The organism is Cupriavidus phytohabitans, assembly GCF_000426345.1.
Classification (GTDB): Bacteria; Pseudomonadota; Gammaproteobacteria; order Burkholderiales; family Burkholderiaceae; genus Cupriavidus.
In genome coordinates this window covers 188,667-208,820 of record NZ_AUFE01000007.1, presented here as the reverse complement: position 1 = coordinate 208,820, position 20,154 = coordinate 188,667, and the positions used below count along the sequence as shown (strand labels likewise).

The window sequence follows — 20,154 nt, the reverse complement described above, 5'->3', positions numbered from 1 at the left end:
AGGACTTCGGCGCCAAAATCCTCAGCGACAACTTGCACGCCCTATGCTGCCTCAGCGCCGCGCAGGAACATGAGATTGACTCGGACCGTCGTATCAACCGAACCTTCGCCATCACGGCTCTCAAACCTGTCCTGTCAGCGGCGCTGCTCGGCTTGCGCTGGGCCAAGGCTGCCCTGAATGAGACCTTGGCTTTGATCGCAACACGTGCCCATCGCGTGCGACCGGATCGCAACAAACCTCGTCCGCCTCGCCCAAAGCCTCATCGACATGCCGCTTATAAGGCTTGTTGATGCTTACAGTAACTTGGGTGGATTGGGATCGAATACCTCTCGCACCGTGCCACCGCCGGGCAGGTCACGGCTTTCTTTCCGGGACTGAAGCCGTCCGACCTGCCGGACAGTGAAGGCTGGGCGATCGAGCGCGTCCAGCTCAATACGCACAATGGCACCCACCTGGATGCGCCCTATCACTTCCACAGCACCATGAACGAGTCATTGGGGCAGCGCGAGCGCGCCATCACCATTGACGAAGTGCCGCTGGAGTGGTGCTTCCAGCCAGGCGTGAAGCTCGACTTCACCGGGCTGGACGACGGCTATGTGGTGACCGCTAACGACGTTGATGCCGAACTCGACAGAATCGGGCACGTGCTCAAGCCGCTGGAGATCGTGGTGGTCAACACGCGTGCGGGCAAGCGCTACGGCCAGCCTGACTACGTCTCGTCCGGCTGCGGCATCGGGTTCGACGCCACCATGTACCTGCTTGAACGTGGCGTGCGGCTGACCGGTACCGACGCGTGGAGTTGGGACGCGCCGTTCGTGCACACGGCCCGCAAGTATGCCGAGACACAGGACGCCTCGCTGATCTGGGAAGGCCACAAGGCGGGCCGCAACATCGGCTACTGCCACCTGGAGAAGCTGCACAACCTGGAGGCGCTGCCGCCGGATGGCTTCTACATCTCCTGCTTCCCGCACAAGATTCGCGGGGCTTCGGCCGGCTGGACCCGCGCCGTTGCCATCTTCGACGATGCCCTGAATGCCGCCTGATCCCACCATGGAACTGAACCACACCCATGATGCCTGCCGCCGCAGCTGGCTGGACTCGGCCAATGCGTCAGGCTGCGATTTTCCGCTGCAGAATCTTCCGCTCGGAATATTCCGTCGGACTGGCAGCGGCGAGGCCTGGCGTGGCGGCGTAGCGATCGGCGACCAGATCCTCGACCTGGCCGCGTTGCATGACACAGGCTGCCTGCGAGACCTGGCCGCCGAGGCTACGCGGGCCGCCGCGGCGCCGACGCTGAATGCACTGCTGGACCTGGGTCCGAGCGCCTGGCGGGCATTGCGCCACGGCGTCTTTGCGCTGCTGGAGGCAGGAGGTGTGCATGAGCGTCAAGTACGCGGAACGCTGGTGCCGCAGGCGGCGGCCGAGTTTGCGGTCCCGGTACGCATCGGCGACTACACGGATTTCTATACTTCGCTCGACCATGCCGTGAACTGCTGTCGCCAGTTCGGGCTGGAGGTGAATCCCAACTTTGACTGGCTGCCGGTCGCGTATCACGGCCGCGTGTCTTCCATCGGCGTCAGCGGCCAGCAGGTCTATCGGCCGATGGGGCAGTACCGTCCCGATCCCGGCGGAGCACCCGTGCACGGACCGTGCCAGCGTCTCGACTACGAACTGGAAGTGGGCGCGGTGATTGGCATCGGCAATGAACGTGGCACGCCTATCCCGCTGGCAAGGGCACAGCAGCACATCTTCGGGCTCTGCCTGCTCAACGATTGGTCCGCGCGCGATATCCAGGCCTGGGAGATGCAACCGCTCGGGCCGTTTCTCGCCAAGAACTTCGCAACCACGCTATCGCCCTGGATCGTCACGCTCGAAGCGCTGCTGCCTTACCGCGCGAGCTGGACACGCGCCCCGGAGCGCCCACAGCCGCTTGACTACCTTCGTTCGGCGCAGAATGAGGCGGCCGGTGCCTTTGACATCCAGCTGGGGGTTTCGATACGCAGCGCGCGTCAGTTGGCACAGGACCTGCAACCACGCACGCTGACCCGCACCAGTTTTCGCCACCAGCACTGGACGCTGGGCCAGATGATTGCTCACCACACCATGGGAGGTTGCAATCTCCAGGGCGGCGACCTGCTGGGCAGCGGCACGATCTCGGGTCCCTCGCCTGGCGAGGCCGGCGCGCTGATCGAACTCACAGTATCCGGGACGCAACCGGTCGATATCGGCAACGGCGAGCAACGCGGCTTCCTTGAGGACGGCGACACCGTCGTATTCCGCGGCTGGTGTGAGCGCCAGGACTACGCCCGGATTGGTTTCGGCGTCAACCATGCGACCGTGCTGCCGGCCCCCACGTGTGCCTGACGGTCTCTTACCCATACCGGGGCGCGCCACTCTTGCAAGACAAACCGATCAGGAGACAGACATGCAAATCGATTGGGACGTTGAAATTCCCATGGACGATGGTTTGGTAGTTCGGGCCGACGTCTTTCGCCCGAAAGAGGAAGGACGCTACCCCGTGTTGATGTCCTACGGACCGTACGCCAAGGGCCTGCCATTCCAGGTGGGATTCGCTGCGCAATGGCAATCGCTCACGACCAGGCACCCGGAAGTCCTGAAGGGAAGCAGCGGCAAGCACGCAAACTGGGAAACCGCGGATCCGGAGAGATGGGTGCCGCTGGGTTATATCTGCATTCGCGTGGACTCGCGCGGCGCTGGCCGGTCGCCGGGCGTCATCGATTGCTTCTCCCCGCGTGAGGCACAGGACTTCTACGACTGCATTGAATGGGCAGCGAAACAACCGTGGAGCAACGGGAAGATCGGCCTGGCCGGCGTTTCCTACTACGGCGCCACCCAATGGCTGGTGGCGGCGAAGCGTCCTCCGCATCTGGCCGCGATCTGCCCGTTCGAGGGGTTTTCGGACTACTATCGCGACGCCTGCCGGCACGGCGGCATCCTCAATACGTTCATGCTAGCCTGGTATCCGAAGCAGGTGGAAGCCGTGCAGCACGGTCTGGGGCGGCGCGCGGGAGTGAACCCCAACAACGGGCTGCCGATCTCCGGACCGGCAGAGCTCAGCGACGGGGAATTGCTCGCCAATCGCGTCGATATCAACGCGATGCAGTCGAACGCCGAACTCATCACTGACAGCTACTTCGACGGCCGCCGTGCGGACCTGGCTGCGATCGACGTACCGGTGCTTTCCTGCGGCAACTGGGGTGGCCATGGCCTGCACCTGCGCGGCAATGTCCAAGGCTACCTGGAGGCCGGCTCGAAGCAGAAGTGGCTCGAGTTGCACGGACTCGAGCATTGGACGGAGTTCTATACGGATTACGGCGTTGCGCTTCAGAAGCGGTTCTTCGACCACTTCCTCAAGGGCGAGGACAACGGCTGGGATCGGCAACCGCCCATCAAGATGCAGGTGCGCCACGTCGATCGTTTCGTGGAACGCGACGAGCATGAATGGCCATTGGCGCGCACGGCCTGGACGCCCCTGTACCTGGACGCTGGCGCACAGGCCCTGCGCTCGGAGCCGGCCGGGACAGATTCTTGCCTCTCGTTTGACGGCATGGCAGGCAAGGTGAGCTTCAGCACCGTACCCTTCGAGCACGACACCGAGGTGACCGGCCCGCTGGCGGCCACGCTCTGGATCTCCACGACCGCCCGGGATGCGGACCTGTTCCTCACGCTGCGGGCTTTTGCTCCGGACGGGAAGGAGCACCTGATCGTGGGGGCGGTAGAACCCAACGCACCTCTCGGGCAAGGCTGGCTCAGAGCGTCGCACCGAACGCTGGATCTTCAAGCCTCCAGGCCGTATCAGCCCGTGCACACGCACGAGGAGATCCAGCTTCTCGAACCGAATGAGATCTACGAACTGCAGGTCGAGATCTGGCCGATGTGCTTCGTCTTCCCGAAGGGCTACCGGCTGGTGTTGACTGTCGGCAGCTCGGACTTCGAGCACGACCTGCCCGGTCCCTATCCGCAGATTTATGGCAAGTCGATGCGCGGGTCGTCAGTGTTGCTGCACGATCACCCGGAGGACCGCAGGCCTGAACGATTCGCCGGTCAGACCACCGTTTACACGGGCGCGGAGTACCCGTCGTTCCTGCTTCTGCCCGTCATTCCCGCAACACGCTGACCGAAGGCATGAGTGGCCTCAGGGCCGCCCCAGTGCCCGCGCCTCCTTCATCTGTGCGTTGGCAAATTCGAGCATACGCAGCACTTCGTCAAATACCCTCAGCGCCTGTTCCCGGTCAGGCACCTGCGGCATGCCAGCGCGGTCGGCGGCAACGCCGTCGATCAGGTCGTCCAGAAAGCCGGGCTGGCTGACTTCGACGCGCTGCAGCAGCAGGTGCAGCAGATAGGCGCAGGCGTCAAGGCGCGAAACTTGCATGGCGGTCATGGAGCTATCCCCCTGTAACGTTGGGCACGGAGCGTGCACCGCGCGTGGTGCGCGTCATTGCAAAAGTACAGGGCACACACGGGCAAGGCAATGATCCGGATCGGTATCTCGGGCTGGCGCTACGACGGGTGGCGCGGCGTGTTCTATCCCAAGGGGCTGGCGCAGCGGCGCGAGCTGGAGTTCGCCTCGCGGGCGGTCGATTCGATCGAGATCAACGGCTCCCACTATGCGCTGCAGACGCTGCGCAGCTATCGCGCGTGGTACGAGGCCACGCCCGAGGATTTTGTCTTCAGCGTCAAGGGATCGCGCTACCTGACGCACATGCTGCGCGTGCGTGACGACAAGACCCGCACGGCCATGGCCAACTTCCTGGCGTCCGGCGTGCTGGCGCTGGAGGAGAAGCTGGGCCCGCTGCTGTGGCAGTTCCCGCCAAACTTCGCCTTCGATCCCGAGCGGATGGAGCGCTTCCTCGCCCTGCTGCCGCACGACACCCACAGCGCGCGCGAACTGGCGCGCGAGCATGACAGCCGGGTCAAGCAGCCCTGGTGCGAGACGCGGCGCCGGCGCCGGATCCGGCACGCCGTGGAAATCCGGCACGACAGCTTCTGCACGCCGGATTTCCCCGCGCTGCTACGGCGCCATCGCGTCGCGCTGGTGATCTCCGACGCCGTGGCGGACTGGCCTTACGCCGAAGACGTCACCAGCGATTTCCTTTACTTGCGGCTGCATGGCAGCCAGACGCTGTACGGTGGCAGCTACTCCGACAAGGCGCTGCACCGCTGGGCGGCGCGGCTGGGCAAATGGGCGAGCGGCCACGAACCGGCCGATGCGCAGCGGATCTCGCCCCGGCGCCCGCGCAAGGCGGCGCACCGCGACGTCTACTGCTATTTCGATAACGACCAGAAGGTCAAGGCGCCGTTCGATGCGCAGCGCCTGATGCGCATGCTGCGGAAGGAATGAGGAATTGAGGCTGGCCTCAGTCGCGGATGCGCGGCATCCAGCCGCTGCCGCGCGTGCGCGGGTCCACCGGCAGCTGGCGCTGCAACGCGGCCTTGGACAGCATATGGGCACTGATCGGCGCGGTCAGGAACAGAAACGCGACCACCAGCAGCTCATGCAGGCTGGCATCGCCGCGGAAGCTGAAATACGCCACCGACGCCAGCACTACACCACCCACGCCCAGCGTGGTCGACTTGGTGGGCCCGTGCAGGCGCATGAAGAAATCCGGCAGGCGGAACAGCCCGATCGCCCCCACCAGCATGAATACGCTGCCGATCAAAAGCAACGCGCAGACAACGAATTCCGCGACGGGATGCAGCATGGCCGTGGCTCCCTAGTATTCGATGATGTCGCCGCGCTGCAGGTACTTGGACAGCGCCACCGTGCCGACAAAGCCCATTACGGCGATCAAGAGCGCAGCCTCGAAGAACATCGCCGAATCCAGGCTGATGCCCACCAGCACGATCAGCGCGATGGCGTTGATATTGAGCGTATCGAGCGCCACGATGCGGTCCGGCAGGCTGGGCCCGCGCAGCAGCCGGGCAAAGGTCAGCAGGAAGGCCAGCCCGAGGATGACCAGGCACACCGGTATCACGATGGCAAGCATTGGAAGATCTCCTTCAATGGGACTTCATAGCGCGACTTGATGCGTTCGACCAGGGCCGCCTCTTCTTCGAGGTCCAGCACGTGCACCAGCAGCGCGCGCCGGTCGTCGCTCAGTTCGGCGCACAGCGTGCCGGGGCTCAGCGAGACGATGCTGATCAGCGCGGTGGTGGCCAGTTCGTGCTCCACGTCCAGCGGCACCACGATAAAGGCCGGCCGCAGCCGCGCCGTGCGGCCCAGCACCAGGACGGCTACTTCGATATTGGCCATGACGATATCGACCAGCACATGGATGCCCAGGCGCAGGATCAGGTCGGGACGCGACAGCCGGAACGCGCCCAGCACGAGCCAGCGGTCGGCCAGGCGGCCAATGGCCCAGCCGAGCATCGCGCCCAGCAGCAAGTGGCCGGGCGCGATGCTGTTGGTCAGCATCAGCCACATGAGCAGCAGGATCAGGCTGAGCCAGGGATGCGGCAGCAGGCGATGCAGCATGGCCTACTCCTTCTGCGCGGGCAGCACGGCCCGCAGGTAGGCCGCGCGGTCCAGCAGTTGCGCGGCGGCGTCCGCCATATATTCGGTGGCCGGCCGCGCATACACGGTCAGCGCGACGTTGCCCGCCAGCAGCAGCGCGCAGCAGGCCAGCTTGCGCGGATCCGGCCGCATGCGGGAGCGCGCGGCAAAGGGATGGCCCTCGTCGAGATACTCGGCGCCTTCCGGTACTTGCGCTGCCTCGTGCGGCAGGCGCCACAGCAGCCGCGTGCCGGTGCGCGACGCCGCGATCAGCAGCAGCAGGCTCGACACCAGCACCACCGGCCACAGCGCAGGCATCCACGGCACCGGGGTCGCGCGCAGGATCATGGCCTTGCCCAGGAAGCCCGACAACGGCGGCAAGCCCACCGCCGCGAGCACGCCGACCAGGTACAGCACGCCGGCCAGCCGCGAGGCCACTGGCGGCGCGCCATCGCGCGCGGGATCCGGCTCCAGCGCATCGGCCAGCAGGAACAGCCCGGCCGTGCACAGCGTGGTGCTGGGCAGGTAGTACAGCGCGGCGGCCCAGCCGGCCTGCGTCTGCATCGCCACGCACGCCGACAGCAAGCCCACCGATGCCACCACCAGGTAGCTTGTCATCGCGCGCAGCGTGCGGGCGGCCACCGCGCCGATGCCGCCGATCGCCAGCGTCACCAGCGCCAGCGGAAACACCCAGTCATGCAGGAACGGCCCCAGCAAGCCCTGCTCGCCGCCGAACAGCAGCGCGGCACAGCGCAACATGGCGTAGATGCCGACCTTGGTCATGATGGCGAACAGCGCGGCGACCGGGCCGGTGGCACTGGCATAGGCGCGCGGCAGCCAGAAATACAGCGGGAACAGCGCCGCCTTGAGCCCGAACACCAGCATCAGCATGACGCCGGCGGCCACAACGAGCGGCAGGTCCTGCGCCGGCAGGCCGGCCAGCCGCAAGCCCAGGTGCGCCATGTTGAGCGTGCCGCTGAGCCCGTACAGTACCCCGATCGCCACCAGGAAGAACGACGACGCGACCAGGTTCAGGATCACGTAATGGAGCCCGGCGCCGATGCGCGCGCGGCCGGCGCCATGCACCAGCAGCGCATAGGACGCGATCAGCAGGATCTCGAAGAAGACGAACAGGTTGAACAGGTCGCCGGCCAGGAACGCGCCGTTCAGGCCCATCAACTGGAACTGGAACAGCGCATGGAAATGCCGCCCCTGGCGTGCGGTGCCATCACCTGCCGCGGCGAGCGCCGCGAGCGCCAGCACCGCGGCCAGCACCAGCATCATGGCGCCGGCGCGGTCCAGCTGCAGCACGATGCCGAACGGCGCGGCCCAGTTGCCCATCGCATAGACGTCGAGGGCGCCCGTTGCCGCATGCTGCATCAGCATGACGGCCACCGGCAGCAGTAACAGCGTCGCTACCGCGGACACTGCACGCTGCGCGCGCAGGGCCTGCGCCGGCATCGCCGTCAGCAGCGCGCCCGCGAACATCGGCAGCAGGATGGGAAGCAGCACGGCGTGGCTCATGGCCGTGGCCCTCGCGCTTCATCGTCGCCATCCGGGTCAGGCACCGTGGCGCCGTCCGGCTCGCCGGCGGCATCGACATGGTCGCTGCCGGTCAGTCCCAGCGAACGCAGCGCCAGCACCACGGCAAACGCCGTCATGCCGAACGCGATCACGATGGCGGTCAGCACCAGCGCCTGCGGCAGCGGATCGGCGTAGCTGGCGCCGGGCACGATCACCGGCGGCTTGCCGATCGACAGCCGGCCCATGCCGAGCAGGAACAGGCTGACCGCATACGACAGCAGCGTCAGGCCCAGCACCACGGTGAAGACGCGCTCGCGCAGCAGCAGGTAGATGCCGCAGGCAGCCAGGATGCCGATGGTCACGGCGTAGAGGGCGGCCATCAGTCGTCCTCCGTCGCGCGCGCCGGCGGCAGGTTGCGCACGCCAAGATGCGAGATGATGACCAGCGTGGTCCCGGTCACGGTGCAGAACACCCCGAGGTCAAAGATCATGGCCGTGGCCAGCTCGATTTCGCCGATGCCCGGCAGGTGGAAGTGCCCGAACGCCGTGGTCAGGAACGGGTAGCCGAAGGCCAGGCTGCCGAGACCGGTCAGTCCCGCCAGCAGGATGCCGGCGCCGGCAATGGCGCGGTAGTCCGGCGCGATGCGCGCCTCTGTCCAGCGCACGCCGTTGGCCACGTACTGCAGCAGCAGCGCCACCGACGTGATCAGCGCCGCGATAAAGCCGCCGCCGGGCAGGTTGTGCCCGCGCAGCAGGATATACACCGCCACCAGCAGCGTCAGCGGCAGCATCAGCCGCGCCAGCATGGCCAGCAGCAGCGGATGCGCCTGGCTGGTCCAAGGCAGCCCGTCCGGCGCGGCCGACGGCGTCGGCAGGCGCATGCCCTTGAGCAGCGCCTGCACCCCCAGGCCGGCGATCAGCAGCACGCAGATCTCGCCCATGGTGTCGAAGCCGCGGAAGTCGACCAGAAGCACGTTGACCACGTTGTGGCCGCCGCCGCCCGGCACCGCCTGCTCGATATAGAAGGCCGACACGGGCTCGTACGGGCGCGTCATTACCGCGTAGGCGGCCACAGCAAGCAGCGTGCCTCCGCCCAGCGCCAGCACCACATCGCGGGTGCGGCGCGCAGGCCTGCCTTGCCCGGCCATCTCGCGCGGCAGGTAGAACAGCGCCAGCACCAGCAGCAGCACCGTCACCACTTCCACCGACAGCTGAGTCAGCGCCAGGTCCGGTGCCGAGAAGCGCAGGAATACCAGCGACACCATCAGCCCGCAGCCGCTGAGCAGCACCAGCGCCGCCAGCCGTTGCCCGTGCGCGACCACCACCGCGATTGCCAGCACCGACAGCAGCACCAGAGCGGCAGTGCCCATCGGGTCGAGCGCGCCGGCCGGGACGGTGCCCGCGAGCGTATCGAGGTCTGCCAGGAACCAGGCCGGCAGCGCCAGCATTGCCAGCAGCATCCAGGCGATATAGCCCGGCAGCGAGCCGCGCTCCAGCGTGCGCGTGATCGCGGTGGCCATGCGCTCGAGCGCGCGCATGGCACTCTCGAACGAGCGGCGCGCATTCAGGTGCTCGAGCGACTGCTGCCAGCGGCGCAACGCATCGCGGCGCAGGAAGAACAGCGCCGCGCCGCCTGTCATGGACAGCAGGCTCATCACCAGCGGCAGGTTGACGCCATGCCACAGGTTCAGGCTGTATGGGGGCAGCGGCGCGCGCAGCGTGGCCAGCGACGCCGCCGCCAGCAGGGTGCCAACCGTGTAGGCAGGCACCAGCCCTACCACCAGGCAGATCACCACCAGGAATTCCACCGGCACCTTCATGAAGCGCGGCGGCTCGTGCGGCGGATAGTTGGGGACGTCGGGCTGCCTGCCGCCGAAGAACACGCCGTAGATGAAGCGCAGCGAATACGCCATCGTGAGCGCGCCGGCCATGGTTGCCGCCGCCGGGATGACCCAGTTGAAGTCGCCCAGCAGGCCCTGCGCCAGCGTCTCGCCAAAGAACATTTCCTTGCTGAGGAAGCCGTTGAACAGCGGCACGCCCGCCATCGACAGCGACGCCACGATCGCCAGTACCGCCGTATGCGGCATGTAGTGCGCCAGCCCGTGCAGGCGGTCCAGGTCGCGCGTGCCGGTCTCGTGGTCGATGATGCCGGCGGCCATGAACAGCGACGCCTTGAACACGGCGTGGTTGATGATGTGGAAGATCGCCGCCACCGTGCTGAGCTGGGTATCGAGCCCGAACAGCAGCGTGATCAGCCCCAGGTGGCTGATGGTGGAATACGCCAGCAGCCCCTTGAGGTCGCGCTGCAGCAGCGCCATCGCCGCGCCGAAGATCAGCGTGGCCAGCCCGGTCATGCTGACCAGGTAGAACCAGCCGTTGGTGCCGTCCAGCACCGGGTACAGCCGCGCCAGCAGGAACACGCCGGCCTTGACCATGGTGGCGGAGTGCAGGTACGCGGATACCGGCGTGGGTGCGGCCATCGCCTGCGGCAGCCAGAAGCTGAACGGGAACTGCGCCGACTTGGTAAACACCGCCAGCAGGATCAGCACCAGCATCGGCATGTAGAGCGGATGGTGCTGCACGCTGCCGGCCTGCGCCAGCACCGCCGACAGCTCGAAACTGCCGCAGATATGGCCCAGCAGCAGCACCCCGGCCAGCAGCGCCAGACCGCCGCCGCCGGTGACGGCCAGGGCCATGCGCGCGCCCTGGCGGGCATCGCCGCGCCACGACCAGAAGCCGATCAGCAGGAACGACAGGATGCTGGTCAGCTCCCAGAACACCGCCAGCAACAGCAGGTTGCCGGCCAGCACCACGCCCAGCATGGCCGCCATGAACAGCAGCAGCAGGCAGAAGAAACGCACGGCCGATTCATTGCGCGCGAGATAGTAGCGCGCGTACAGGATCACCAGCAGGCCCACGCCCACCACCAGCAGCGCAAACAGGTAGGCCAGGCCGTCCAGGCGCAGCGACAGGTCGAGTCCCAGCGCAGGCAGCCAGCTCACGCGCCAGGCCAGGCCGTCCCCGGGCTGGTCGAAGACCGCCCCACGCAACTGCAGCAGCAGCAGCAGCAGCGCGGCCAGCGGCAGGCCGACGATGACGGGCGCCACCAGCCGCGGCGCGCGCATGCCGATCACCCAGGTCAGTCCCGCGGCAAGCAGCGGCAACGCGAGCAGCAGCGGCAGTTCCATGGGCGCCGCCTCAGGCCGCGGCCGGCGCGCGCGGCGGGCCGGGTCTGCCCCGCACCGGCGAGGCATGGGCAACATGCACGGACACGGGCCGGGCCAGCGGCGGGCGACTGGCCTGGCGGCGGGCGGCGGCAACGCTGTCGGACGATCCGTCCATCGCGAGTACGGCGACTGTCATGGGCAAAGATCCAGGCTTGGCAATGCAGCGGGCAGGCGTGCCCCCTACTTTCCGGATTCCGGGGGTATTGCGCAAGTCATGCCTGCCCTGCCAGTGGCTGCACGAAAGAATTCATCGCCCTGCATAACTTGCTGAATGCGCACTGCCGAGCAAGAGAACCGGCCCGGCAATCGATACATGACCGCTATCGCCCGCCAACAAATGAATATTGGACGCGGCCGGCCCGCCTGCCTTAGCCTTGGCGCCAGCAACCGAACCCGATGCCCCCGGAGACCCCCATCATGAGCAACTTCCTCCTCTACGAGCAGGACGGCCACATCGTCACGCTGACGATGAACGAGCCCGAGCGCCGCAACCCGCTGACCGGCAACACCGCGGTGCCGGAGTTCCTGGCCGCGATCGAGCGCATCCATGCGGACCGCAGCGTGCGCGCCGTGGTCATCACCGGCGCCGGCACGGCGTTCTCGTCGGGCGGCAACATCAATGACATGGAACGCCAGGCCTCCGGCCAGGTGCCGGGCATGGAGATCCGGCAGGACTACCGCTGCGGCATCCAGCGCCTGCCGCTGGCGCTGTTCAACCTGGAAGTGCCGGTGATCGCCGCGGTCAACGGCGCCGCCATGGGCGCGGGGCTGGACCTGACCTGCATGTGCGATATCCGCATCGCCTCCGAGCGTGCGCAGTTTGCCGAGTCGTTCGTCAAGCTGGGCATCATCCCCGGCGATGGCGGCGCCTGGCTGCTGCCGCGCGTGATCGGACTGTCGCGAGCCGCCGAGATGACCTTTACCGGCCAGGCGATCGATGCGAAGACCGCGCTGGAATGGAACCTGGTGTCGCGCGTGGTGGCGCCCGAGGCACTGCTGCCGACCGCATACGAGCTGGCCGGGCGCATCGCCGCCAACCCGCCGCACGCGGTGCGGCTGGCCAAGCGGCTGATGCGCGAGGCCATGCACACCCGCCTCGACACGCTGCTGGAATTGTCGGCCGGCTTCCAGGCCCTGTCGCACCAGACCGCCGACCACCGCGAGGCGGTGCAGGCGTTCCTGGACAAGCGCGCGCCGGTGTTCAGCGGCAACTGACCCGACTGGCAGCCCAGCCAGCTTCAGGCGGATTGCGTTTCCGCCGCCTTGAGCTGGTTGACCAGCGCCACGTAATCGCGCATGGCCTGCTCGCGCGGCAGGCCACGCCGGGCAGCCCAGCGTCGTACTTGGCGCGCCCGACCATGTCCATCATGAGCGCATAGAGCGACAGCAAGGTATCGTTGTCGGGTGCCTGGCGCAGCGTCTTCGACAACGCGGCGGCCTCGAAGGCCTCAATCGTTTTCAAGGCCGGGCCCGGTCCCTGCACCGCCGGCGTGCCGCCGAAACGCGCATCTTCCAGCGCGACTTCGTCCGGGAACCACCGCGCCTCCAGCAGCTTGCCATCGCGCAGCGCAAAGGCCAGCACGCCCTGCGAGGCCAGCGTGCCGCTGCGCAAGGTCGCGGGCACCACGGCCATGCCGGTGTTGAGCACCGGCGCGCCGAGGGCGGCGAACGCCAGCCCCGCATCCGCCCACTCGCGCAGCCGCGCCAGGCCACGATCGCCACGGTAGACCCCGCTGGTCCGGTTGGCGCCCGCCGGCCAGGCCGGGGCTCCCGCACGTCAGCCGGATACTCCCAGCGCGCCCTCCACGTTGCGCACCAGGCTGACCAGGCGCGGACCGATGTCTTCCTCGATCTGCTTGCTCTGCGGGCTGAACACCGGCACCGACGCGGCAAAGATCCACGCTTCCCCATCGCGCCGCGCGCGCATCGGTACGGCAACGGATTCCACCTCGCGATGCAGGTCGCGATGGCCGCGGCAGAAGCCGTGCTCCTGCAGGTCGCGCGCGGCATCGGCCAGGCGCTGCTGCAGCCAGTCGGCGCGCGCGGGATCGGCGGCGCGCAGCTGGGCGAGGTACGCTTCGCGCTCGGGCTCCGGCATCAGCAACAGGTAGCCGCGGCCCGAGCCGGTGCGGGAGATCGATACCCGGGTGCCGACCTCTGGCCGGAACACGTGGCTGCCCACGCCCTGGGCGATTTCGACGTAGGTCATTGCATTGCCGTTGCCGACGATCAGTTCGACCTGTCCGGCGATATGGTCGGCAAGCTCCTGCATGGCCGGCCGCGCCAGCTGGCGCACCGTCATCCGCGCCAGTGCGGGCGCGGCGAGATTGACCAGCCCGACCCCCGGCACATAGCGCGACAGGCGCTCCGAGTAGTGCAGCAGGCCCAGCTCGCACAAGGTATCGAGCAGGCGGAACAGCGTCGGCTTGGCCAGCCCGGTGCGCTCCATCAGCTCGCGGCTGCTCAGCTCCTGCACCGTCGGCGAGAAGCAGTTGAGGATCGAAACGCCCCGCGCCAGCGCGCTGACAAGGCGCGACTCGCCATCGGCATCGGTGGACGGCGGGGTCAGGGAGGCACGTGCTTCATTCGTCATAAACGGCTCTTCATCTGGATTTTTTTGATACCAGCGTCTCAAAAGCCAGATGTTGCCCTTCGTTGATTCCGAAGTCAAACGTGGGATTTTGAGTTTACATAGCGAGTTTCCGACGCGAGAATTCCGATTCATCGTATTGGACGATCACTTTCTGAAACCGACGTCTCAATATCCCGAACCAACGACTCGCAACCGCTCAGCATCAGGAGACACCCCCATGCAACAAGCCGTCATCGTCGACGCCATCCGCAGCCCGATGGGCCGCTCCAAGCCGGGATCGGCCTTTACCGAGCTGCACGCCACCGAACTGCTGGCGCAGGTGCTCAAGGGCCTGTTCGAACGCAACAAGCTCGACCCCGGCCTGGTCGACGACGTCATCACCGGTTGCGTGACGCAGGCCGGCGAGCAGTCCGCGGGTCCTGGCCGCGTCGCCTGGCTGGCGGCAGGCTTTCCTGACCATGTCCCCGCCACCACCATCGACCGCAAGTGCGGTTCGAGCCAGCAGGCGGTGCACTTCGCCGCGCAGGGCATCATGGCCGGCGCCTACGACATCGTCATCGCCTGCGGCATCGAGTCGATGAGCCGCGTGCCGATGGGCTCGGCGCGCATCGGCCAGAACCCGTACGGCCCGTCGATGGAAGCGCGCTACGCGCCGGGGCTGGTGTCGCAGGGCGTGGCGGCCGAGCTGGTGGCGGCCAAATATGAGCTGTCGCGCCAGGACATGGACAGCTACTCGGCCCGCTCGCACGAGCTGGCCGCCGCGGCGCGCGAAAGCGGCGCCTTCCGCCGCGAAATCCTGCCGATCAGCACCCCCAACGGCGTGGTGGAGCAAGACGAAACCATTCGCCCCGGCACCTCGGTGGAAAAGCTGGGCACGCTGCAGGCCTCGTTCCGCAACGACGAACTGAGCGCGCGCTTCCCGCAGATCGGCTGGAACGTCACCGCCGGCAACGCCTCGCAGATCAGTGACGGCGCCTCGGCCATGCTGCTGATGAGCGAAGCCATGGCGCAGCGCCTGGGCCTGAAGCCGCGCGCGCGCTTTGTCGCGTTCGATGTCTGCGGCGACGATCCGGTGATGATGCTGACCGCCCCGATCGCGGCCAGCCAGCGCGCCATCAGGAAGAGCGGCCTGGCGCTGGAGCAGATCGACCACTACGAAATCAACGAAGCCTTTGCCTGCGTGCCGCTGGCATGGCAGAAGGCGCTGGGCGCAGACCCGGCGCGCCTGAACCCGCGCGGCGGCGCGATCGCGCTGGGCCATCCGCTGGGTGCGTCGGGCGTGCGCCTGATGACCACCATGCTGCATGCGCTGGAAGACAGCGGCCAGCGCTACGGCCTGCAGTCGATGTGCGAGGCCGGCGGCATGGCCAACGCCACCATCATCGAGCGCCTGTAAGCGCCTGTAGACAACACCTCTGCCATTCCCGCCGTCGCGGGAACCTGGCGATTCCTTTCCTAGGAGACACCCATGAAACTCGAAAACATGTCCGCCGTCGTCACCGGCGGTGCTTCCGGCCTGGGCCTGGCCTGCACGCGTCGCCTGGTGGAGCGCGGCGTCGGCGTGGTCATCGCCGACCTGAACGAAGAGCGCGGCAACGCGGTGGTGGACGAGTTCGGCGGCAAGGTCCGCTTCGTCAAGGCCGACGTCACCGATACCGACCAGATGAACGCCGTCTACGACGCCGCCGAGGCCATCGCCCCGCTGCGCGCGCTGATCCACTGCGCCGGCCTGGGCGCGCCGGTGCGCGTGGTCGAGAAGGACGGCTCGCCGGGTTCGCTGGAGAAGTACGAGTCGGTGGTGCGCATCAACCTGATCGGCACGTTCAACGCGCTGCGCCTGGGTGCGGCGCGCATGGCCAAGAACGAAATGGTGGACGGCGAACGCGGCGCCTGCGTGCTGACCGCCTCGGTGGCCGCCTACGAAGGCCAGATCGGCCAGATCCCCTACAGCTCGGCCAAGGCCGGCATCGTCGGCATGACGCTGGTGGCCGCGCGCGACCTGGCGCAGCGCGCCATCCGCGTGTGCACCATCGCCCCGGGCCTGTTCGACACGCCGCTGCTGGCAAAGCTGCCGGAGAACGTGCGCACCTCGCTGGGCGCCATGGTGCCGCACCCGGCGCGCCTGGGCGCGCCGGACGAGTACGCCTCGACCGCGCTGCACATCCTGGAGAACCCGATGCTCAACGGCGAGACCATCCGCCTGGACGGCGCCATCCGCATGGCCCCGCGCTGATCCGCCATCGATCAACATCCGGCAATCCCCTATGGCCTTCTTGACCAGGACTTCTGCATGAGCGACACGCTGCAACTAGAGACCCGCGGCAATACGCTGCTGATCACCATGAACCGGCCCCAGGCGCGCAACGCCATGGACTTCGAGACCGCGACCGCCCTGGCCGCCGCGATCGACCAGCTGGAAAGCCGCGACGACCTCGCTGTCGCCATCCTGACCGGCGCCGGCGGCACCTTCTGCTCCGGCATGGACCTGAAGGGCTTCCTGGAAGGCAAGCGCCCCAGCCTGCCCGGCCGTGGCTTCGGCGGGCTGACCGAGAAGCCGCCGCGCAAGGTGCTGATCGCCGCGGTGGAAGGCTATGCGCTGGCGGGCGGCTTTGAGCTGGCGCTGGCGTGCGACCTGATCGTCTCGTCAAAGGCGGCCAGGTTCGGCCTGCCCGAAGTCAAGCGCGGGCTGGTCGCCGCTGCCGGCGGCCTGATGCGCCTGCCGCGCCGCGTGCCCTACCACATCGCCATGGAATACGCGCTGACCGGCAATATGCTCGGTGCCGAGCAGGCCCATGCCTACGGCCTGATCAACCGCCTGACCGAACCGGGCGAAGCGCTGCAGGGCGCGCTGGCGCTGGCCGACGAGATCGGCGCCAACGGCCCGCTGGCGGTGGCGGTCAGCAAGCAGATCGTGGCCGAGTCCGCGGACTGGAGCAACGAGGAGATGTTCGAGCGCCAGCGCCCGCTGATGGCGCCGGTGTTCACCTCGGCCGATGCGCGCGAAGGCGCCGCGGCCTTTGCGGAAAAGCGCAAGCCGGTATGGACCGGCAAGTAAAGCGGGACAGGTAATGCCGTAGTCGCGCTTATTTTCGCCTGGACGGCCGGCCGCAAGCCGGCCGTTTGCACATGGAACCGCAGCACTGACATCACAACATGGAGGAGACCCATGCACACCAAGCTGCCGCAATCGCTGTGCCCTTCCCTTTCCCTTGGCGCCGCCAGCCTGATGGCCATCACCGCCGCCACGCTGCCGACAGTCGTTCACGCCGCCCCCGCATGGCCCGACAAGCCGATCACCATCATCGTCCCCGGCGCGCCCGGCGGCACCACCGACATCCCGACCCGCCTGGTCGCGCAGAAGCTGTCGGCCATCCTCGGCCAGCCCGTGGTGGTCGACAACAAGCCCGGCAGCGGCGGCATCATCGGGACGCAGGCACTGTTGCGCACCGCGCCTGACGGCTACACGCTGCTGGTCGGCAACACCGGCTCGCATGCCATCAACTACAGCGCCTACAAGCAGCTGGCCTACCAGCCGCAGGACTTCATGCCGCTGACAGACATGATTTCCTTCCCCAACGTGCTGGTGGTCAACGCGCAGGCGCCGGTGCGCAGCGTGGCCGAACTGGTGGCGCAGCTGAAGCAGTCGCCGGGCAAGTATTCGTATGCCTCGGCGGGCATCGGCCAGACCACGCACCTGACCGCCGAGCTGTTCCGGCTGCGCACCGCCACCGAGGTGCTGCACGTGCCGTACAAGGGCTCGACGCCGGCCACCACGTCGGTGCTTGCCGGCGAAACCACCTTCATGTTCGACAACCTGACGCAGGCGCTGCCGCATATCCGCGCCGGCAAGCTGCGCGCGCTGGCGGTGACCGGCGCCGAGCGGCTGCCGTCGCTGCCGGACGTGCCGACCATGGAGCAGGCCGGCGTGAAGGATTTCGTGGTGATGGGCTGGCTCGGGGTGTTCGCGCCCGCGAAGACGCCGCCAGCCGTCGCCGCCGTGCTGCAGGATGCGCTGTCCCGGGCCATGCGCGATCCCGACGTGGTGGCGAAATTCCGCGACATGGGCGGCATCCCCGGCGGCGAACCTCAGCCCCGCTTCGCCGCGCTGGTCAGCGGTGACATCAAGCGCTGGGGCGACACCATCCGCGCTTCCAGGGTCAGCCTGGACTAGCGCGCGCGCCGGCACCCGCCTTCGGCAAAGCGGAAGGCGGGCCGGCCCAAAGCCAAATTGACACGGTGCCGGCCACCGCTTACGCTCGCCCTACCCTGCGGTATATTCAGCGTGTGCTTAATATGCCAGGCGCCGCCGCGGGCACAACCACAACGACAATCCCGCGAGACGACCACCGTGCCGACCCCCACCGCGCCTTCCCGCCTGGAAGGCCTGCGCCCCGCCCTGCCGATCCTGCTTGGCGCCTCCCTGATGCTCAGCCTGGCCATGGGCCTGCGCCAGAGCCTGGGCATCTTCATGCCGCCGCTGACGCGGGACATCGGCATCTCGGTCTCCGACTTCACGGTGGCCATTGCCGTGCAAAACCTGGCCTGGGGCCTGCTGCAGCCGCTGGCGGGCGCGTGGGCGACGCGGATCGGCTTCCGCCCGCTGATGCTGGCCGGCTCGCTGTCGTATGTGGTTGGGCTGGTGCTGCTGGCGACCGCGCAAGGAATGATCGGCGTCACGCTGGGCGCTGGCGTGGCGATCGGTGCTTCGATGGCCTGCACCGGCAGCGCGCTGGCGATGGCGGTGGCGGCACGGCCGGTGCCGGCGGCGCTGCGTAGTACGGTGCTGGGGCTGGTGTCGGGAGCCGGCTCGCTCGGGGCGCTGCTGGCGGCGCCGATCGGGCAGATGGTGACGCAGACTTACGGCTGGCGCGCCGGGCTTGCCGCCTTCGTGCTGCTGGCGCTGGTGATGCTGCCGGCGGCATGGATGGCGGGGCGCGTGGACAAGCTGCCGTTGCCGGCATTCGTCGGTGCCGACCAGAGCAATGCGCGGCAGGCGCTGGGCACGGCATTGCGGCACGCGCCGTTCATCGTCATGGCGCTGGCGTATTTCGTCTGCGGCATGCAGCTGGTGTTCCTGACCACGCACCTGCCGTCGTACCTGGATATCTGCGGCATGGACCCGATGCTCAGCGCGCAGGCACTGGGCGTGATCGGCGGCTTCAATGTGCTCGGCAGCATCTTCTTCGGCTGGGCCGGCGGGCGCTTCAACAAGCTGATGCTGCTGGGCGGCATCTATACCGTGCGCTCGCTGGCGCTGACCTGGTATTTCTCGTCGGCGCCCACGCCGGACAGCACGCTGGTGTTTGCCGCGGTGATGGGCTTCCTGTGGCTGGGCGTGGCGCCGCTGGTGTCGGGCTGGATTGCCGAGACCTTCGGCCTGCGCTGGCAAGCCATGTTGGGCGGCGTGGCCTTCTTCAGCCACCAGATCGGCAGCTTTACCGGTGCCTTTGGCGGCGGCGTGGTCTATGACGCGCTGGGCTCGTACACCGTTGCCTGGCAGGCGGGCGTGGCGATGGGGCTGGCGGGGGGGCTGGCGCAGATCGTCTTCGCGATGGCGACGCAGCGCCGGCCGCCGCTGATGGCGACCTCCTGACGGCGCCGTGCCGTGTCAGAATCCGGGGTTCCTTCCAGGAACCCCTTTTTCATTTCCGCTGCCGCCAAACCTTGGATCTCGTTCGCATCGCCCTGCTGTTTGCCGTGACGGCGCTGGCCGAAATCGTCGGCTGCTATCTTCCCTGGCTGGTGCTGCGCCAGGGCAAGAGCGCGCTGTTGCTGCTGCCCGCCGCCGTCTCGCTGGGCCTGTTCGCCTGGCTGCTGACGCTGCATCCAGCCGCCGCCGGACGCACCTATGCCGCCTACGGCGGCATGTATATCGCCGTGGCGCTGCTATGGCTGCGTTTCGTCGATGGCCTGGCGCTGACGCGCTGGGATGTGGCCGGCGCCGCCATTGCGCTGGCCGGCATGGCCGTGATCGCGCTGCAGCCGGCGGCACGCTGATGCCGCGCTGTCAATGCCAGGCGCTGGCGAACTGGATGCAGAACCGAAGATTTCGTGGTGGCGTATTAAGCAGGTTGCCCCCCAACTTATCGACGCGGAATCACGCACGAATGCGGTCTGCCACCCCGAACGGGGGATGCGTGAGCGATGCCCGGCACTTAGGATAAATACTGAGCGGTCCTCTAGCGGATCCTCAGGCCTTTGCGGCCCGCGTCCGCGCGGGCCTTTTTTCTTGCGGCCGGCAGCCGCGCGCCGCAGGCAGGTAAGAATCGCCCGCTGTTGTAAATCTGCCCCTCGCTG

At 67.6% G+C, this 20,154-nt stretch carries 19 protein-coding genes and 2 pseudogenes; 12 read left to right on the top strand and 9 right to left on the bottom strand.

All coding sequences use genetic code 11. The annotated features are described in order from the left end of the window. From K309_RS42875 to K309_RS0108105, 4 genes and pseudogenes are all read left to right on the top strand, one after another. Nucleotides 1–290 (top strand): annotated as a pseudogene (locus K309_RS42875) (IS4 family transposase); the annotation flags it as partial. A 27-nt stretch (nucleotides 291–317) separates the two neighbouring features. Next, nucleotides 318–1,043 (top strand): annotated as a pseudogene (locus K309_RS36160) (cyclase family protein); the annotation flags it as partial. A gap of 7 nt (nucleotides 1,044–1,050) precedes the next feature. Then, nucleotides 1,051–2,364 (top strand): fumarylacetoacetase, encoded by a 1,314-nt coding sequence (fahA, locus tag K309_RS0108110; protein ID WP_029045957.1) that lies wholly within the window; start codon nucleotides 1,051–1,053, stop codon nucleotides 2,362–2,364. Nucleotides 2,365–2,425: 61 nt separating this feature from the next. Continuing rightward, a complete protein-coding gene (locus K309_RS0108105) occupies nucleotides 2,426–4,138 on the top strand; it encodes a CocE/NonD family hydrolase (RefSeq protein ID WP_029045956.1) in 1,713 nt (570 codons plus the stop codon). Between the two features lie 18 nt (nucleotides 4,139–4,156). Here the strand turns inward: K309_RS0108105 and K309_RS0108100 are convergent, their stop codons facing one another. Continuing rightward, nucleotides 4,157–4,402 carry a hypothetical protein gene (locus K309_RS0108100; protein ID WP_029045955.1) on the bottom strand — a complete coding sequence of 82 codons (246 nt, stop codon included), beginning with the start codon at nucleotides 4,400–4,402 and terminating at the stop codon, nucleotides 4,157–4,159. A 90-nt stretch (nucleotides 4,403–4,492) separates the two neighbouring features. Between K309_RS0108100 and K309_RS0108095 the strand changes: the two genes are divergently transcribed. Next, nucleotides 4,493–5,362: a DUF72 domain-containing protein gene (locus tag K309_RS0108095; protein ID WP_029045954.1), complete on the top strand. Its 870-nt coding sequence runs from the start codon at nucleotides 4,493–4,495 to the stop codon at nucleotides 5,360–5,362. 16 nt (nucleotides 5,363–5,378) lie between these two features. On the opposite strand, the gene K309_RS0108090 is transcribed toward K309_RS0108095, so the two are convergent. The 6 genes from K309_RS0108090 to K309_RS0108065 are packed head-to-tail and all read right to left on the bottom strand — an operon-like array spanning nucleotide 5,379 to nucleotide 11,225. Continuing rightward, nucleotides 5,379–5,723 carry a Na+/H+ antiporter subunit G gene (locus K309_RS0108090; RefSeq protein ID WP_029045953.1) on the bottom strand — a complete coding sequence of 115 codons (345 nt, stop codon included), beginning with the start codon at nucleotides 5,721–5,723 and terminating at the stop codon, nucleotides 5,379–5,381. 12 nt (nucleotides 5,724–5,735) lie between these two features. Then, nucleotides 5,736–6,008 carry a K+/H+ antiporter subunit F gene (locus tag K309_RS0108085; protein WP_029045952.1) on the bottom strand — a complete coding sequence of 91 codons (273 nt, stop codon included), beginning with the start codon at nucleotides 6,006–6,008 and terminating at the stop codon, nucleotides 5,736–5,738. Beyond that, a complete protein-coding gene (locus tag K309_RS0108080) occupies nucleotides 5,993–6,496 on the bottom strand; it encodes a Na+/H+ antiporter subunit E (protein ID WP_029045951.1) in 504 nt (167 codons plus the stop codon). Before K309_RS0108080 ends, K309_RS0108085 begins: the two co-directional genes overlap by 16 nt. 3 nt (nucleotides 6,497–6,499) lie before the next feature. After that, on the bottom strand, nucleotides 6,500–8,038 hold the full coding sequence (locus tag K309_RS0108075) for a monovalent cation/H+ antiporter subunit D (RefSeq protein ID WP_029045950.1): 1,539 nt from the start codon (nucleotides 8,036–8,038) through the stop codon (nucleotides 6,500–6,502). After that, complete coding sequence (locus K309_RS36155) at nucleotides 8,035–8,418, bottom strand: Na+/H+ antiporter subunit C (RefSeq protein WP_051320382.1); 384 nt, start codon at nucleotides 8,416–8,418, stop codon at nucleotides 8,035–8,037. The genes K309_RS0108075 and K309_RS36155 overlap by 4 nt, the downstream gene beginning before the upstream one ends. Then, entirely contained in the window at nucleotides 8,418–11,225 is a 2,808-nt protein-coding gene (locus K309_RS0108065) for a monovalent cation/H+ antiporter subunit A (protein ID WP_029045949.1), read from the bottom strand. The genes K309_RS36155 and K309_RS0108065 overlap by 1 nt, the downstream gene beginning before the upstream one ends. Nucleotides 11,226–11,681: 456 nt before the next feature. Here K309_RS0108065 and K309_RS0108060 point away from each other — a divergent pair, with 456 nt between their 5' ends. Continuing rightward, nucleotides 11,682–12,479: a crotonase/enoyl-CoA hydratase family protein gene (locus K309_RS0108060; RefSeq protein ID WP_029045948.1), complete on the top strand. Its 798-nt coding sequence runs from the start codon at nucleotides 11,682–11,684 to the stop codon at nucleotides 12,477–12,479. On the opposite strand, the gene K309_RS42405 is transcribed toward K309_RS0108060, so the two are convergent. Both K309_RS42405 and K309_RS0108050 read right to left on the bottom strand, forming a co-directional pair. After that, nucleotides 12,466–12,912, bottom strand: coding sequence for an acyl-CoA-binding protein (locus K309_RS42405; protein WP_029045947.1), 447 nt, complete (start codon nucleotides 12,910–12,912; stop codon nucleotides 12,466–12,468). The two genes, K309_RS0108060 and K309_RS42405, sit on opposite strands and share 14 nt — an antisense overlap. Nucleotides 12,913–13,041: 129 nt before the next feature. Continuing rightward, a complete protein-coding gene (locus K309_RS0108050; protein ID WP_029045946.1) occupies nucleotides 13,042–13,857 on the bottom strand; it encodes an IclR family transcriptional regulator in 816 nt (271 codons plus the stop codon). 217 nt (nucleotides 13,858–14,074) lie between these two features. Here K309_RS0108050 and K309_RS0108045 point away from each other — a divergent pair, with 217 nt between their 5' ends. The 6 genes from K309_RS0108045 to K309_RS0108020 all read left to right on the top strand — a co-directional run bounded on the left by K309_RS0108045 (nucleotide 14,075) and on the right by K309_RS0108020 (nucleotide 19,854). Further along, on the top strand, nucleotides 14,075–15,253 hold the full coding sequence (locus K309_RS0108045) for a thiolase family protein (RefSeq protein ID WP_029045945.1): 1,179 nt from the start codon (nucleotides 14,075–14,077) through the stop codon (nucleotides 15,251–15,253). 72 nt (nucleotides 15,254–15,325) lie between these two features. Further along, nucleotides 15,326–16,090 carry an SDR family NAD(P)-dependent oxidoreductase gene (locus K309_RS0108040; protein ID WP_029045944.1) on the top strand — a complete coding sequence of 255 codons (765 nt, stop codon included), beginning with the start codon at nucleotides 15,326–15,328 and terminating at the stop codon, nucleotides 16,088–16,090. A gap of 57 nt (nucleotides 16,091–16,147) precedes the next feature. After that, nucleotides 16,148–16,912, top strand: a complete 765-nt coding sequence (locus tag K309_RS0108035) for a crotonase/enoyl-CoA hydratase family protein (protein ID WP_029045943.1) — start codon at nucleotides 16,148–16,150, stop codon at nucleotides 16,910–16,912. Between the two features lie 111 nt (nucleotides 16,913–17,023). Continuing rightward, complete coding sequence (locus tag K309_RS0108030; RefSeq protein ID WP_029045942.1) at nucleotides 17,024–18,028, top strand: Bug family tripartite tricarboxylate transporter substrate binding protein; 1,005 nt, start codon at nucleotides 17,024–17,026, stop codon at nucleotides 18,026–18,028. Nucleotides 18,029–18,205: 177 nt separating this feature from the next. Further along, nucleotides 18,206–19,450: an MFS transporter gene (locus K309_RS0108025; protein ID WP_084402377.1), complete on the top strand. Its 1,245-nt coding sequence runs from the start codon at nucleotides 18,206–18,208 to the stop codon at nucleotides 19,448–19,450. 71 nt (nucleotides 19,451–19,521) lie between these two features. Beyond that, entirely contained in the window at nucleotides 19,522–19,854 is a 333-nt protein-coding gene (locus K309_RS0108020) for a YnfA family protein (protein WP_029045940.1), read from the top strand. Nucleotides 19,855–20,154 lie beyond the last annotated feature (300 nt).